This window comes from Streptomyces sp. NPDC002851 (assembly GCF_053591935.1).
Window position 1 is genome coordinate 42,985 of the sequence record NZ_JBSFUT010000030.1, and the last position, 12,860, is coordinate 55,844.

Annotated in this window: 16 protein-coding genes; 6 read left to right on the forward strand and 10 right to left on the reverse strand. The window is 72.8% G+C overall.

From position 1 onward, the window contains the following. Positions 1-83: 83 nt before the first annotated feature. Positions 84-881 carry an acetoacetate decarboxylase family protein gene (locus ACWD10_RS27255; RefSeq protein ID WP_451095488.1) on the reverse strand — a complete coding sequence of 266 codons (798 nt, stop codon included), beginning with the start codon at positions 879-881 and terminating at the stop codon, positions 84-86. 119 nt (positions 882-1,000) lie between these two features. Between ACWD10_RS27255 and ACWD10_RS27260 the strand changes: the two genes are divergently transcribed. The 5 genes from ACWD10_RS27260 (at position 1,001) to ACWD10_RS27280 (ending at position 4,896) form a co-directional block, all read left to right on the forward strand. Beyond that, positions 1,001-1,657 carry a TetR/AcrR family transcriptional regulator gene (locus ACWD10_RS27260; RefSeq protein WP_451095490.1) on the forward strand — a complete coding sequence of 219 codons (657 nt, stop codon included), beginning with the start codon at positions 1,001-1,003 and terminating at the stop codon, positions 1,655-1,657. Positions 1,658-1,730: 73 nt separating this feature from the next. Next, positions 1,731-2,729, forward strand: a complete 999-nt coding sequence (locus ACWD10_RS27265) for a DEDDh family exonuclease (protein WP_451095492.1) — start codon at positions 1,731-1,733, stop codon at positions 2,727-2,729. 135 nt (positions 2,730-2,864) lie between these two features. Further along, positions 2,865-3,101, forward strand: a complete 237-nt coding sequence (locus ACWD10_RS27270) for a hypothetical protein (RefSeq protein WP_451095494.1) — start codon at positions 2,865-2,867, stop codon at positions 3,099-3,101. Positions 3,102-3,295: 194 nt separating this feature from the next. Further along, positions 3,296-4,093 (forward strand): SURF1 family cytochrome oxidase biogenesis protein, encoded by a 798-nt coding sequence (locus tag ACWD10_RS27275; RefSeq protein ID WP_451095607.1) that lies wholly within the window; start codon positions 3,296-3,298, stop codon positions 4,091-4,093. 47 nt (positions 4,094-4,140) lie between these two features. After that, on the forward strand, positions 4,141-4,896 hold the full coding sequence (locus ACWD10_RS27280; protein ID WP_451095496.1) for an SDR family oxidoreductase: 756 nt from the start codon (positions 4,141-4,143) through the stop codon (positions 4,894-4,896). Positions 4,897-4,923: 27 nt separating this feature from the next. On the opposite strand, the gene amaP is transcribed toward ACWD10_RS27280, so the two are convergent. The 5 genes from amaP to ACWD10_RS27305 are packed head-to-tail and all read right to left on the reverse strand — an operon-like array spanning position 4,924 to position 7,494. After that, positions 4,924-5,502: an alkaline shock response membrane anchor protein AmaP gene (gene amaP / locus ACWD10_RS27285; RefSeq protein ID WP_451095498.1), complete on the reverse strand. Its 579-nt coding sequence runs from the start codon at positions 5,500-5,502 to the stop codon at positions 4,924-4,926. Between the two features lie 2 nt (positions 5,503-5,504). Next, positions 5,505-6,326 carry a DUF6286 domain-containing protein gene (locus ACWD10_RS27290; protein ID WP_451095500.1) on the reverse strand — a complete coding sequence of 274 codons (822 nt, stop codon included), beginning with the start codon at positions 6,324-6,326 and terminating at the stop codon, positions 5,505-5,507. After that, positions 6,323-6,772, reverse strand: a complete 450-nt coding sequence (locus ACWD10_RS27295; RefSeq protein ID WP_451095502.1) for an Asp23/Gls24 family envelope stress response protein — start codon at positions 6,770-6,772, stop codon at positions 6,323-6,325. Before ACWD10_RS27295 ends, ACWD10_RS27290 begins: the two co-directional genes overlap by 4 nt. Then, the gene (locus tag ACWD10_RS27300; RefSeq protein WP_451095504.1) at positions 6,772-6,987 is read right to left on the reverse strand and encodes a hypothetical protein; all 216 of its coding nucleotides are present in this window, start codon (positions 6,985-6,987) and stop codon (positions 6,772-6,774) included. The genes ACWD10_RS27295 and ACWD10_RS27300 overlap by 1 nt, the downstream gene beginning before the upstream one ends. Before the next feature lie 33 nt (positions 6,988-7,020). Continuing rightward, positions 7,021-7,494 (reverse strand): Asp23/Gls24 family envelope stress response protein, encoded by a 474-nt coding sequence (locus ACWD10_RS27305; protein WP_451095505.1) that lies wholly within the window; start codon positions 7,492-7,494, stop codon positions 7,021-7,023. Between the two features lie 93 nt (positions 7,495-7,587). Between ACWD10_RS27305 and ACWD10_RS27310 the strand changes: the two genes are divergently transcribed. After that, positions 7,588-8,382: a nucleopolyhedrovirus P10 family protein gene (locus ACWD10_RS27310; RefSeq protein ID WP_451095507.1), complete on the forward strand. Its 795-nt coding sequence runs from the start codon at positions 7,588-7,590 to the stop codon at positions 8,380-8,382. A gap of 63 nt (positions 8,383-8,445) precedes the next feature. Here the strand turns inward: ACWD10_RS27310 and ACWD10_RS27315 are convergent, their stop codons facing one another. The 4 genes from ACWD10_RS27315 to ACWD10_RS27330 all read right to left on the reverse strand — a co-directional run bounded on the left by ACWD10_RS27315 (position 8,446) and on the right by ACWD10_RS27330 (position 12,741). Further along, complete coding sequence (locus ACWD10_RS27315) at positions 8,446-9,276, reverse strand: enoyl-CoA hydratase/isomerase family protein (RefSeq protein WP_451095509.1); 831 nt, start codon at positions 9,274-9,276, stop codon at positions 8,446-8,448. A gap of 121 nt (positions 9,277-9,397) precedes the next feature. After that, a complete protein-coding gene (locus ACWD10_RS27320) occupies positions 9,398-9,619 on the reverse strand; it encodes a helix-turn-helix domain-containing protein (protein WP_451095511.1) in 222 nt (73 codons plus the stop codon). A gap of 374 nt (positions 9,620-9,993) precedes the next feature. Then, positions 9,994-11,592: an ABC-F family ATP-binding cassette domain-containing protein gene (locus ACWD10_RS27325; protein WP_451095513.1), complete on the reverse strand. Its 1,599-nt coding sequence runs from the start codon at positions 11,590-11,592 to the stop codon at positions 9,994-9,996. 279 nt (positions 11,593-11,871) lie between these two features. Next, positions 11,872-12,741 (reverse strand): hypothetical protein, encoded by an 870-nt coding sequence (locus tag ACWD10_RS27330; RefSeq protein WP_451095515.1) that lies wholly within the window; start codon positions 12,739-12,741, stop codon positions 11,872-11,874. Positions 12,742-12,860 lie beyond the last annotated feature (119 nt).

A 12,860-nucleotide genomic window follows, 5' to 3' on the forward strand; every position in this document is an offset into this window, starting at 1 on the left:
GTCGACCGACCGCTTGTCCGGCCGGGGGTCCGGGGGCCCGTGGCGCCAGCCGCTGATGTCACAGCCCCCGGGAAGGCACAGCATCAGGCGCTCCCCTCCGGAGGACCGTCGAGAATCTGCAGCGGGTCGTCGTACCGCTGGTGGATGTACGGCAACAGGGCGCGGGCGTCGACGCGTTCGGCGACCGTGCCCTGCTGGTCGGTGGTCTTCTCGCCCAGGGTGATCTCGACGAGGCGGTGCACCGGCAGGTCGGCGACCGGGTCGTACATCGACTCGCGCAGGACCACGTCGCCGGTGACGCTCTCCAGCTTCCGCACCTTCTCCTGGCGTACGCAGTGCACAAGGACCGGATCCGCGTCGAAGCCGCGCCCGTCCACCGCGGGCAGGAACTTGAAGTAGAAGTCGGTCCTGCGCGTGGGCTCCGGCACCGGCAGCGCGCCGCCGACCGCGCCGCGCACCTCGACGAACGCGATGCCGTGCCGGGCGAGCGAGGCCCGTACCACCAGGCCGTCCCGCTCGACCTCGACCTCGCCCAGCTTCTTGGGCTCGCCGAAGACCTCGCGGCCGCCGATCAGGGCCCGCTCGTGGGTCATCGGCATGACCAGCGGATACCAGCCCTCGACGCCGCCGTGCTCCGCGGCGACCGACACGGAGCCCGCGCCCAGCGGGTAGCCCGGCAGATCGACCGTACTTATGTTGGCCCGTACGAGGGCCCGCCCGGTCGGCTTGAGCGGCGGCGGAAGGACCGCGGCCACCGCGTCCGGGTCGCTCTCCCAGACGGCGACGACGCCCGTGGACCAGATGTCGGGGAGCTTGGAACTCTTCTCGCGCGCCGCCCGGATCTCGTCCTCGGTGCGCGCGCCGTACCGTACCCGTGCCATGGCGTACCACCCTTTCCGGAGGGGGAATTCCAGTGACCCTGCGGCTCTGTAACTGTGTTACAGCGGAACGCGTGAAGGGTAAAGGGCCATGCACGCAACGGAGTTGAGGGGGCCGCACCATGGCGGGAGACACCGCACCGAAGGGACCGGCGAGACCGCCGCGGGCCGCGCTCACCCGTGAGCAGGTCCTCGACGCCGCCGCGGGCCTGGTCAAGCAGCACGGCCCGGGCGCGCTCACCATGCGCAAACTCGCGGCCGAACTCGGCACCGCCGTCACCTCGATCTACTGGCACGTCGGCAACCGCGAGTCGCTCCTGGACGCCCTCGTCGCCCGCACCGTCGCCGACCTCGGCGAGATCCGGGCCCGCGGCCGCACACCCGCGGCACGCATCGTCTCCGTGGCCCGCGCGCTGCGCCGACAGCTGCGCGACCACCCCCATCTGGTGGCGATGGTCCACGAACGCGGCCTGACCGAGCGGATGTTCCTGCCCGCCACACAGACCCTGGTGCACGAGGTGCACGCCGCCGGGCTGCGCGGCGTGCACGCCGCCGAGGTGGTGCGCGCGGTGCTCTTCCAGGTCGTCGGGTTCGTCCTGGTGGAGCGGAACCGCGAGCGCGCGCCCGTACAACGCCCGGGCGACGAGGAGTTGTGGGACGCGGCGACCGCCGAACACGACCCGGCCCTCGCCCGCGGCCTCGCCGCCCCGCCCCACCCGGAGAAGCTGTTCACGCTCTCCGTACGCACCCTGGTGGACGGACTGCTCGCACCGCGCTGAACCGACGCAGGCCCGGACGGCGACCCGGACCGTGTGTCGGCGCTGTCAGTGGTGGCCCGTATCCTCATGGACCATGCTCGAAGACCGCCGCCAGACCGCAGGACCGTGGCCGACCGCGTATCCCCAGGGGTACGCGGTCGTCGACGTGGAGACCACCGGCCTCGCCCGCGACGACCGGATAATCTCCGCTGCCGTCTACCAGCTGGATGCCCGCGGCGACGTCGAGGACCACTGGTACACGCTGGTCAACCCCGAGCGCGATCCGGGCCCCGTATGGATTCACGGCCTGACGAGCGACGTACTGGAAAGTGCCCCGCTCTTCCCGGACATCGCCGAGGAGTTCTCCGCCCGGCTCGACGGCCGCGTCCTGGTCGCGCACAACGCCGTCTTCGACTGGTCGATGATCGCCCGCGAGTACGCGCGCGCCGCGCGCACCGCGCCCGTACGCCAACGCCTGTGCACCATCGCCCTGTCCAAGGAGCTGAAGCTCCCGCTGCCCAACCACAAGCTGGAGTCGCTCGCCGCCCACTTCGGCGTCGTACAGCAGCGCGCGCACCACGCCCTGGACGACGCGCGCGTGCTCGCCGAGGCGTTCCGGCCGAGCCTGCACACGGCCGCGGACAGCGGCGTCCGGCTCCCGCTGCACGAGTGCCGACCGCTCACGGAGTGGCAGGACAGCCCGGCCGTGTCCGGCACGTCCGGCCGCATCGGCCGCCAGGGCGGCGGCTACCGGCCGGGCAGCTGGCGCCCGTCCCGCAAGCGGCCCGCCTGCCCGTACCCCAACCCCGGGCGTTACGAGGACGGCAAACCGCTCCAGCAGGGCATGCGGGTCGCGTTCTCCGGCGACACCTCCGTGGACCGGGAGCTGCTCGAGGACCGCGCGGTCGAGGCGGGCCTGCACGTCGCCACGAGCGTGTCCCGCCTGACCAGCCTCCTGGTCACCAACGACCCGGACGCGGGCACGTCGAAGACCGTCAAGGCGAAGTCGTACGGCACCCCGATCCTGGACGAGGCGGCCTTCGGCCAGCTCCTGCGCGACGTGGCCCCGGCGTCGGGTGGGCCCGCGAGCTAGAGCCCGCGAAGGTCGAGGGGACGGCTAGCACACCAGTTGCCTTGGTCGGGTCCCGGGCGTCAGACGGGTGATTGTCGGGCCGCGCCCCGCATGCCCTCCCGGCGCTGACGCGGTGGCCGTCCCACCCTGTGGCGCATGGCACGTTGTGAGGTCTGCGGAAACGACTACGGCATGTCCTTCGAGGTGCACGCGCAGGGCGCGGTGCACGTCTTCGACTGCTTCTCCTGCGCCATCCACCGCATGGCGCCGATCTGCGAGCACTGCCGCTGCCAGATCATCGGGCAGGGCGTCGAGGTGCAGGGCCACTACTACTGCGGTGCGCACTGCGCGCGCTCGGAAGGGAAGGTGGGCATCGTCGACAGCATCAAGTGACCCGTACCGACGAGGCCACGCCACTCGCTGTCAGGGCACCGCGGCAATGCAGTGGCCCCGCTCACGCGGGGGTGGTCCGCGGTACACCCCATGGCCCTGCAAGTCGGCCATGTGCTCCCCGCCCGCGCGGGGATTCGGCCCCCGACGGGACCCTCCCGAAGGGGGCCATGCCATGGCCGGGTAACGTCAAGGACGTGTACCGCTTCCTGTTGTCCCGGCAGTGGGTGCTCGTCACCCTTCTCGCCCTCGTCCTCATTCCCGTGATGGTCGAGCTGGGTTTCTGGCAGCAGCACCGTCACGAGCACCGCGTCGCGCAGAACGAGCTGATCGCGGACAACCTCGACGCGAAGCCCGTCCCCGTCGAGGACCTCACGTCCCCCGGGCACACCGTGCCGCGCGCCGACCTCTGGCGCCGGGTCACCGCCACGGGCGCGTACGACACCGAGCACGAGGTCGTCGTACGCCGCCGCACCAACGCCGACGACCAGGTCGGCTACCACGTCCTGACCCCACTGGTCCTCGACAGCGGCCGCACCCTGCTCGTCAACCGCGGCTGGGTCCCGGCCGGCTCGGACCAGCAGGCTTACCCGAAGGTCCCCGCGCCCCCGAAGGGCCAGGTCACCGTCACCGGCCGCCTGATGGCCGACGAGACCACCGACGCGAGCGGCATCAAGGACCTCAAGGGCCTGCCGCCCCGCCAGACCATGCTGATCAACAGCGAGCAGCAGGCGAAGGACCTCGGCCGCCCCGTCCTCGGCGGCTACGTCGAGCTGACCGCGCCCGAGCCGAAGGGCAGCACGCCCGAGCTCATCGGCGCCCCCGACCACGACTCGATCGGCCCGCACATGGCGTACGCCGTGCAGTGGTGGCTGTTCGCCGCGGGCGTCCCGGTGGGCTGGTGGATCCTCGTCCGCCGCGAGGCCCGCGACCGCGCCCACGCGGCCGCCGAGCCGACGGCCACCGAGCCGGAGGACGAACCGGCGCCCGCGTAATGAACGCCCTGTGTACCGCCCCTGAACCGACCCGGCAGGATGGACCCATGGATCTTGGACTGAAGGACCGCGTCTACGTCGTCACCGGAGCCACCCGGGGTCTGGGCAACGCCACCGCCCGTGCGCTCGTCGACGACGGCGCGAGGGTGGTCATCACCGGCCGGGACGAGCAGACGGTCGCCGAGGCCGCGGCCGAACTCGGCGACGGCGCCGCGGGCGTCGCCGCCGACAACGCGGACCCGGCCGCCGCGGCCCGCCTGATCACGACGGCCCGCGAGCGGTTCGGCCGCTTCGACGGCGTACTGATCAGCGTGGGCGGGCCCGCGCCCGGCTTCGCCGCCGACAACACCGACGAACAGTGGCAGGCCGCCTTCGAGTCGGTGTTCCTCGGCGCGGTACGGCTCGCCCGCAGCGCGGCGGCCGAGCTCGGCGAGGGCGGCGTGATCGCGTTCGTGTTGTCCGGTTCGGTGTACGAGCCGATCGCCGGACTCACCATCTCCAACGGGCTGCGCCCCGGCCTCGCGGGCTTCGCGAAGTCCCTCGCGGACGAGGTCGGTCCGCGCGGCGTCCGCGTACTGGGCGTGCTCCCGGGCCGCATCGGCACGGACCGTATGCGTCAACTCGACGGCCTCTCCCCCGACCCGGAGGCCACCCGCGCGGCCAACGAGGCCAAGATCCCCCTGCGCCGCTACGGCACCCCGGAGGAATTCGGCCGCACGGCCGCTTACCTGCTCTCACCTGCGGCGTCGTACGTGACCGGGGTGATGATCCCGGTGGACGGCGGGGCGCGCCGGGGCTTCTGACCCGCACGAGCCGGGACGAGTCCCGGCTCAACTCACCCGCCGCGCCCGGTGTTTGACCGCTGTCATCCGTACCTCTGCCGGGAGTACCGCGAGGCCCGCCGAGTCGCGGGCCCGGGCCAGGGCGGAGGTGGTCAGGCCGTGGAGGACGCCGGAGGGCTCCGCGTCCGGGGTGAGGAGGAGTTCGACGCGGGCCTCCGGCGAGCTGCGGCGGCCTCTCAGGGTGACGCGGGCGCGCTCCACGCCGTCCAACGCCTCGGCCTCACCGGCCAGTACGCCCTCCAGGGCCCGGCCGCGCAGCAGCGCCCCCTGCCCGTCGCCGCTGTCGACCAGGACCTCGGCCAGGCGGCCGCGCCGCGCCTGGGCGGCGAGCCACCACAGGGCGAGCAGCACCAGGGCGCCGAGCACCGCGAAGACCACCGGCCACCACCACCCGGCGTCCCGCCACCGCTCCCGTTCGGCCTCGCTGAGCAGCACGTCGCGCTGCCCCTCATGCACCCACCAGGACGGCATCGGCACCCCGAGCCCGGCGGCCAGGACGGCACCGCCGACGAGCAGAAGGAGCAGGCCGAGCAGGCCGAGCAGTACGCGGTTCACGGTCCGCAGCATCCTCAGGCCTCCTTGCCGGACTTACTGGACTTACCTGACTTGTTAGACTTGCTGGATTTCTCGTACGTTCCGGGGCGGTGGACGCGGACCGACAGGCCCGGCGCCCGCGCCAGGCCGAGCGAGGCGATGCCGTCACCGAGCGCGTCGTCCAAGTCGGCGCGTACGTCGTCGAGTTCACGGAAGTGGGAGACGGCCCGCACGTCCACGGCGGACCGGGTGACGCGCACCCGTACCGACTGCACCCCGGCCACTTCCATCGCCCGGTCGCGCAGCACGAGCGCGGCGGCGTCGTTGTTCAGCCAGGCCTGTACGTCCGGGTCGGCGGCGCGCAGCGCGCGCAGCGCGCGGTGTCCCGGGGTGGTCGCGAGGACCAGGAGCCAGAGGCCGACCACGATCGCGCCGCCCGCCCCGATGAGCACCCAGAGATCGTCGAGCGGCCGGGCGGCCAGTTCCCGGCCCAGGATCCGGCGCCAGGCCATCGGCGGGCGCCCGGCGCGCACCGCGGCCACGTCGTAGAGGAGCAGTCCGGCGCCGCCGAGGAGCACCAGGGCGGCGATCACCGCCGGGATCCGGCGCGCGGACCAGCGGCGTCGGTGCGAGCCGCCCTCCTCCGGAGTGAGCACCGGGGTGTACGCGGCGGCGGAGGCCGACTGGCCGAGCTCGGCCGTCGCCGTCCGCTCGATCACGGGCAGCCGTTGGGTCGGGCGGCGGGAGGGGCCGCCGCCGCCCTCGCCGCCCGGCTGCGGTGGACGACGGTACGGTGTTCCGCCCGGCTCTCCGTCCGGCGGCCGGTCCGGGGGTCTGTCCGGTGAGTGCTCGGTCATCGTGTCCTCCCCTGTGCCGCGGACCGCGACGCCCACGCCGAGTGCAGCCGCTCCACCTGGACCGTCACCCGGGGTACCGCGAGGCCCGCCAACGCCTCTACCCGCTGGGTGACTTGGCGACGCACCTCGGCGCACTCCGCGCCGATGTCGCAGGGGTAGTCGAGGTCAAGGGCGACCCATACGCGGGCGCTGCCGCGGCGCACCGAGACCGTGGCGCTGGGTGCGTCACCGCCCGCCGGTACGCCGGTGGGCAGCGCCTCCCGCGCGGCCTGCGCGGCGATCTTGGCGACGACCCGGTCGGCGATCCGCAGGGCGCCGCGCTCCCCGGGTTCGAGCTGCTGCCCGACCCTGCCCCGCTTGCCAGGTTCGGGCTGCTCCGCGGGGGGTCCACCCTCGGGGGGTCCGCCCTGCTCCCCGGGTTCGGTCCGCTGTCCGGCCCCGGCCACTAGCGCCGCCGACTGCCACGGGGCTCGCGGGGCTCTCGGGCCCCGCCCCGGCTCCGGAAGAGATCACCAAGGTCCAGGTCCCCGTCCGCGTACCGCCCGACGAGGAAGCCGAGCGCGCCGAGCGCCGCGACCAGGAGAAAGGCCCCGAAGCCGCCGAAGTACGCGGCCAGGCCCAGGCCCATGCCGGCCAGCAGGCCGACCGCTGCCATGCTCATGCCGTACTCCTCACCACCGCCGCTCCCGGCGACTCACTGGAGCCGGGATTCCGGCGTCTCTTCTTCCTCATCGGGCAGCTTCACGTCGTCGACGGCGATGTTGACCTCGACGACCTCCAGGCCGGTCATCCGCTCGACCCCCATGATCACGTTCTCCCGCACGGCGCGTGCCACCTCGTCGATGGAGACCCCGTATTCGATCACGATGTCCAGGTCGATCGCCGTCTGCACCTCGCCGACCTCGGCCTTCACACCGCGGCTGACGGACTTGGTGCCGCCGGGTACCCGGTCGCGTACGGCGCCGAAGGTGCGCGTGATACCAGTGCCAAGGGCGTGCACGCCGACCACGTCACGGGCCGCGAGCCCGGCGATCTTCTCGACCACACCGTCGGCGATGGTGGTACGCCCGCGGGTCCCAGGATCTCCGCTGCCCCGCTTCCTACGGGGTCCCGTGGCCTTGGTGAGTCCGGTGGTTTCTGAGGTGTCGGTGTTGGTGGCGTCCGTCATCGCATCCGTCCCGATCCAGTTGGGTGACTCCCCTTGGGCCCACACTAAGTGCGGTTGCCGCACTTCGCGCCGTGGATGCGGCAGGCTGGGGTAATGACCGCTGACCGGTGGACGGACGAACTCCGCGACCGACTCGGCCTCGGGCGGCTGCTGCCCCTGGGAGGCCCGACGGACGGCGCGTGGCTCGCGGAGCGCGCGGCGGCCACGGCTCTGACCTCAGCGGCCGCGGCGGTACGCGGGGTCCGCCCGGGAGCCGTCCGGCTGAGCCTCGCCGACCCGGCCGCGACGACGGAACCGGGGGTACCGCCACCCCCCGGCGCGCTGCCGCCCGGGCCACTGCGCATCGAGGCGGCGTTCGCGGCGACGGCGACCCCGGCCACCCCATTTCCGCACACCGCGGACCGGCTCCGCACCGCCCTGGCCGGGACCGCGGACCACCTCGGCCTGCTTGTCGAGGCGGTGGATCTACGGGTGACGGAGCTGCTCGACGAGGAACCCGAGCCCGTCGACGTACCGCCCGGGGAAGACCACCCACCGCCCCCGCACGCGACGACCGAAACGACCGCCGACGCGACCACGGACGGCGGCTCCGACGAGGCCCGTGCCGCAGCCGCCGCCCTCGCCGTGCCCGGCGTGACCCGGCTGAGCGGTGTCCTGTCCGGCATCCCGGGCAGCGGCAGGCCCGGGCGCGCGGTCCACGTGGAGCGCCGTGAGCGACGCGCCGCACACCCGGACGCGGCCTTGGCCGCCCCGCACGTCCGCGTCGAGCTGGCGGTGGCGGCGGACCACCGTGCCGTGACGGTCGCGCTGGCGGTACGGCAGGCCGTAGCGGACGCGTTCAGGACGGAACGGCCGACGGTCGCGGTGGTCGTGACCGCGGTGGATTGATTCCGGCGAGCCAGGGCGGACGAGGAAAGCCCTTCCGGTTGATCGGCCCAGCAGGTTGGCGCCCTAGTCGCCAAGCCCCGCCAGGTCCCGCAACCGTCGCGCCTGCGCGGCCCGCTCCGCCGCCCGCTGCTCCTCGTACGGGCGCGTCACCGCACCCTGGAGGAGGGCCTTGGTCTCGATCACGGCGTTGCGCGGCGCCGCGAGCAGGGCCGCGGCCAGATCCCGTGCGGCGGCGTCGAGTTCGGTGGCGGGGACCACCAGGTTGGCGAGCCCGCTGCGCTCGGCCTCCTCGGCGTGGACGAAGCGGCCGGTGGCGCAGATCTCCAGGGCGCGGGCGTAGCCGACGAGGGAGACCAGCGGATGCGTCCCGGTGAGGTCGGGGACCAGGCCCAGGCTGGTCTCGCGCATGGAGAACTGCACGTCGTCGGCGACGACCCGCAGGTCGCAGGCGAGGGCGAGCTGGAACCCGGCCCCGATGGCGTGCCCCTGGACCGCGGCGATGGTGACGAGGTCGCTCCGCCGCCACCAGGTGAACGCCTCCTGGTACTTGGCGATCTCCGCGTCGAGTTCGGCGTCGCTGCCGCGTGCCAGGTCGATGAAGGACGGTTCGCCGTCGAAGCCCTCCGGAGTGAAGGCCTGCCGGTCGAGCCCGGCGGAGAAGGACTTGCCCTCGCCGCGCAGCACAACCACCCGTACGCTGCCCGGCAGGGACCGCCCGGCCTCGGTCAACGCCCGCCAGAATGCGGGGCTTTGGGCGTTGCGCTTGGCCGGGTTGGCGAGCGTCACCGTGGCGAGCTCGCCCTCGACGTCGAGGCGCACGCCGTCCCGTTCCAGGACGGTGGATGCGCCGGTGTCCGGAGCTGGGGTCGCGTGCTGGGGGTCGAGCGAAGCCATGGGGCGCCTCCGGTGGGCTGCGGTCACAAGCCTGGTAATGAAGTGACTGCACAGTAACCACCCGGCCGACCGCTCGATCGACCGGGTGGCCACCACCGAAGACGGTGGCCACCCACCGCCCTCAGGCGGAGGCGGCCTTCTTGCCCCGCGTCGCCCCGCCACGTCCGCGCAGGATGACTCCGGATTCACTCAGCATGCGGTGCACGAATCCGTAGGAGCGGCCGGTCTCCTCGGCCAGCGCCCGGATGCTTGCCCCGTTGTCGTACTTCTTCTTGAGGTCTGCCGCGAGCTTTTCGCGCGCGGCGCCGGTTACCCGGCTGCCCTTCTTCAGAGTCTCGGCCACCCGTGCCTCCTCATGGGAAGTGCGCTCTGGAATTCTCATGATCACCCCTCCGGGGCGTCCTGGCCACCCATTCGGCAAGGTCCATTCGGCCGGGTTTCCGGGCGTTGCGCCCGTAGACACAAGAGGAATCCATCCCTCCGGCCGCCCGTGGACGTACGGCCGAACGGGTTCGACGGCGAAGTGCCAGGTCAGCGCGGCGGGCCCGGGTGCCGGGAGCACGTACGACAGACAGTGACGAAATCCGTGTACGACACAGCCTGGTACCAGTCCCACTCACTCAGATGATGGATCACGCGTCGGGCGAATGATCCAGTACGAGTTGATCAGGTCCTGGTTCCGTCGCTCGGGACCCGGGTCGGTCCCGTCGGGCCGGGTCAGGCGAGGGCGACCAGGTCCTGGTACTCGGCGCCCCACAGGTCCTCGATACCGTCCGGAAGCAGAATGATCCGCTCCGGCTGCAGCGCCTCGACCGCACCCTCGTCGTGCGTGACGAGCACGACCGCGCCCTTGTAGGAGCGCAGCGCGCCGAGGATCTCCTCGCGGCTGGCCGGGTCGAGGTTGTTGGTGGGCTCGTCGAGGAGGAGGACGTTCGCGGAGGAGACCACGAGGGTCGCGAGCGCGAGCCGGGTCTTCTCGCCGCCCGAGAGGACCCCGGCCGGCTTGTCGACGTCGTCGCCGGAGAACAGGAACGAGCCGAGCGTCTTGCGCACCTCGACCAGGTCGAGGTCGGGCGCGGCCGAGCGCATGTTCTCCAGGACGGTGCGGTCCGGGTCGAGGGTCTCGTGCTCCTGCGCGTAGTAGCCGAGCTTGAGGCCGTGGCCCTCGACGACCTGGCCGGTGTCCGGCTTCTCGACCCCGGCGAGCAGGCGGAGCAGGGTGGTCTTGCCCGCGCCGTTGAGGCCGAGGATGACGACCCGGGAGCCCTTGTCGATCGCGAGGTCGACGTCGGTGAAGATCTCGAGTGAGCCGTACGACTTCGACAGGCTCTCGGCGGTCAGCGGGGTCTTGCCGCAGGGCGCGGGCTCGGGGAAGCGCAGCTTGGCGACCTTGTCGGCCTGGCGCACGTCCTCGAGCCCGGCGAGCAGCCGCTCGGCGCGGCGGGCCATGTTCTGCGCGGCCACGGTCTTGGTGGCCTTGGCGCGCATCTTGTCGGCCTGCGAGTTGAGGGCCGCGGCCTTCTTCTCGGCGTTCTGCCGCTCGCGGCGGCGGCGCTTCTCGTCGGCCTCGCGCTGCTGCTGGTAGAGCTTCCAGCCCATGTTGTAGACGTCGATCTGGGAGCGGTTGGCGTCCAGGTAGAAGACCTTGTTGACGACCGTCTCGACGAGGTCGACATCGTGGGAGATCACGATGAAGCCGCCGCGGTACGTCTTCAGGTAGTCGCGCAGCCAGACGATCGAGTCGGCGTCGAGGTGGTTCGTCGGCTCGTCGAGGAGCAGGGTGTCGGCGTCCGAGAAGAGGATCCGGGCGAGCTCGACGCGGCGCCGCTGACCGCCGGAGAGGGTGTGCAGCGGCTGGCCGAGTACGCGGTCGGGCAGGCCGAGCGCGGCGGCGATGGTGGCGGCCTCGGCCTCGGCGGCGTACCCGCCCTTGGTGAGGAACTCGGTCTCCTGGCGCTCGTACTGCTTGAGCGCCTTCTCGCGGGTGCCGCCCTTGCCGTTGGCGATGCGGTCCTCGTTCTCGCGCATCTTGCGCAGGAGTACGTCGAGGCCGCGGGCGGACAGGACGCGGTCGCGGGCGAGCACATCCAGGTCGCCGGTGCGCGGGTCCTGCGGCAGATAGCCGACCTCGCCGGAGCGGCTGATGGTGCCCCCGGCCGGGAGGCCCTCGCCGGCCAGGCATTTGGTGAGGGTGGTCTTGCCGGCGCCGTTACGGCCGACGAGGCCGATGCGGTCGCCCTTGGCGATACGGAGGGAGGCGTTCTCGATGAGGACGCGGGCGCCGGCGCGCAGCTCGATACCGGTGGCGGTAATCATGGAAGGCTTCCAGTCTCCTGGCGTGGGAAAGGGACGGCGGACAGCGGGCGGGGAGTCACCAAGTGCCGCGCGCGGCGCCTCGTCGGAGGGTGGCGGCGGGCTGCGGCGGAGGTCGACGCCGTCTAATGCACGAGGAGAATGGCCATAGCGGCCATTCTAACGGGGGTGTGCAACCAGTTTTTCGGCGCCTGATGCTGTGCTTGATGCAGCGCCTGATGCGGTGCTGATCCGAGGCCTGTTCCCGTGCCGGAAGTGCTGGAAGTGCCTGTTGCGGCGTCTTCAGGTCTGCCTCGGAGCCTTTCCCGGGTGGCCTTCGGGGAGCGGGCCCGGCAGGGCGTTGCCGAGGGGCTGACGGTCGGGGGTGATGCGGCCGAGGTCGTCGACGGCGATCAGCTGAAAGGGCCAGGCCGCGCCCTTCCCGGCGGCCTGCCCGGCGGCACAGGGCTGGGCCACCAGCAGGGCGCTGCCCCGCCGTACCGCGCGGGCGGGATCGAAGGCGCAGCCCGGCCGGGCGGGCAGCACCCAGCGCAGGTCGCCGTCGGCCCCGCGGTAGGCCACGATCCGGTCCGGTGTGACGGCGGCGACCATACGGGCGCCGGGGTCGAGGGCGCGCAGTACTCCGGCGCCGCCGTGGGCGGACGGGGTGCGCAGCCAGTCGGCGGCGCCGGGGACGGCGCGGTGCCAGCGGACGGCGCGGCCGTCGCGGCGGACCGTGTCGGTGACGATGCCGTCGTCCCAGAGCGCGATGGCGTGACCAGGGGCGGGGAGCAGGCCGAGCGGGCGACGTCCCTCGCGGGCGTAGGTCCAGCGGGTGCGGCCGGTGATCGGGTCGTACGCCTCGACGGTCCGTCCTTTTGTACGCAGCCGGGGCTCGGCGGAGGGCGCGTCGTGGCCCACGCGCGCGTGGACGGTGAGCCGGTCCCCATAGGGCGCGGGCCAGGCGTGGTGGGCGGCGGTCACCAGGGGCAGGGCGAGCAGCGCGAGGAGGAACGGCAGGACGAGTTGGGTGGCGTGCCGTGGAGTCCGGGAGCGCTGACGGGTGGGGGCCGTGGTGGCGGGCGCGGGGGCCGTCCTCGTGATGTGCGTGGGTGGCGGCGGTTCCGGGGTCCCCTTGGTCGACTCGGCCGTCGCGGTCGACACGGCGGTCACACTGCCCCCTTTGGTACTGCCCGGCACTTGTCCCGTTCTGACCGGAGTTGCCCATGGATCAGGCGCAGAGCGTAGCGAGGGGGCGCGGGGCGGTTTCGGGGCGTCACCGCGACACGGCG

Excerpts from the sequence above, each read along its gene's own strand:
- ACWD10_RS27255 (WP_451095488.1), bottom strand. The coding sequence starts at position 881 with ATGGCACGGGTACGGTACGGCGCGCGCACCGAGGACGAGATCCGGGCG.
- ACWD10_RS27260 (WP_451095490.1), top strand. The coding sequence starts at position 1,001 with ATGGCGGGAGACACCGCACCGAAGGGACCGGCGAGACCGCCGCGGGCC.
- ACWD10_RS27265 (WP_451095492.1), top strand. The coding sequence starts at position 1,731 with ATGCTCGAAGACCGCCGCCAGACCGCAGGACCGTGGCCGACCGCGTAT.
- ACWD10_RS27270 (WP_451095494.1), top strand. The coding sequence starts at position 2,865 with ATGGCACGTTGTGAGGTCTGCGGAAACGACTACGGCATGTCCTTCGAG.
- ACWD10_RS27280 (WP_451095496.1), top strand. The coding sequence starts at position 4,141 with ATGGATCTTGGACTGAAGGACCGCGTCTACGTCGTCACCGGAGCCACC.
- amaP (WP_451095498.1), bottom strand. The coding sequence starts at position 5,502 with ATGCTGCGGACCGTGAACCGCGTACTGCTCGGCCTGCTCGGCCTGCTC.
- ACWD10_RS27290 (WP_451095500.1), bottom strand. The coding sequence starts at position 6,326 with ATGACCGAGCACTCACCGGACAGACCCCCGGACCGGCCGCCGGACGGA.
- ACWD10_RS27300 (WP_451095504.1), bottom strand. The coding sequence starts at position 6,987 with ATGAGCATGGCAGCGGTCGGCCTGCTGGCCGGCATGGGCCTGGGCCTG.
- ACWD10_RS27305 (WP_451095505.1), bottom strand. The coding sequence starts at position 7,494 with ATGACGGACGCCACCAACACCGACACCTCAGAAACCACCGGACTCACC.
- ACWD10_RS27310 (WP_451095507.1), top strand. The coding sequence starts at position 7,588 with ATGACCGCTGACCGGTGGACGGACGAACTCCGCGACCGACTCGGCCTC.
- ACWD10_RS27315 (WP_451095509.1), bottom strand. The coding sequence starts at position 9,276 with ATGGCTTCGCTCGACCCCCAGCACGCGACCCCAGCTCCGGACACCGGC.
- ACWD10_RS27325 (WP_451095513.1), bottom strand. The coding sequence starts at position 11,592 with ATGATTACCGCCACCGGTATCGAGCTGCGCGCCGGCGCCCGCGTCCTC.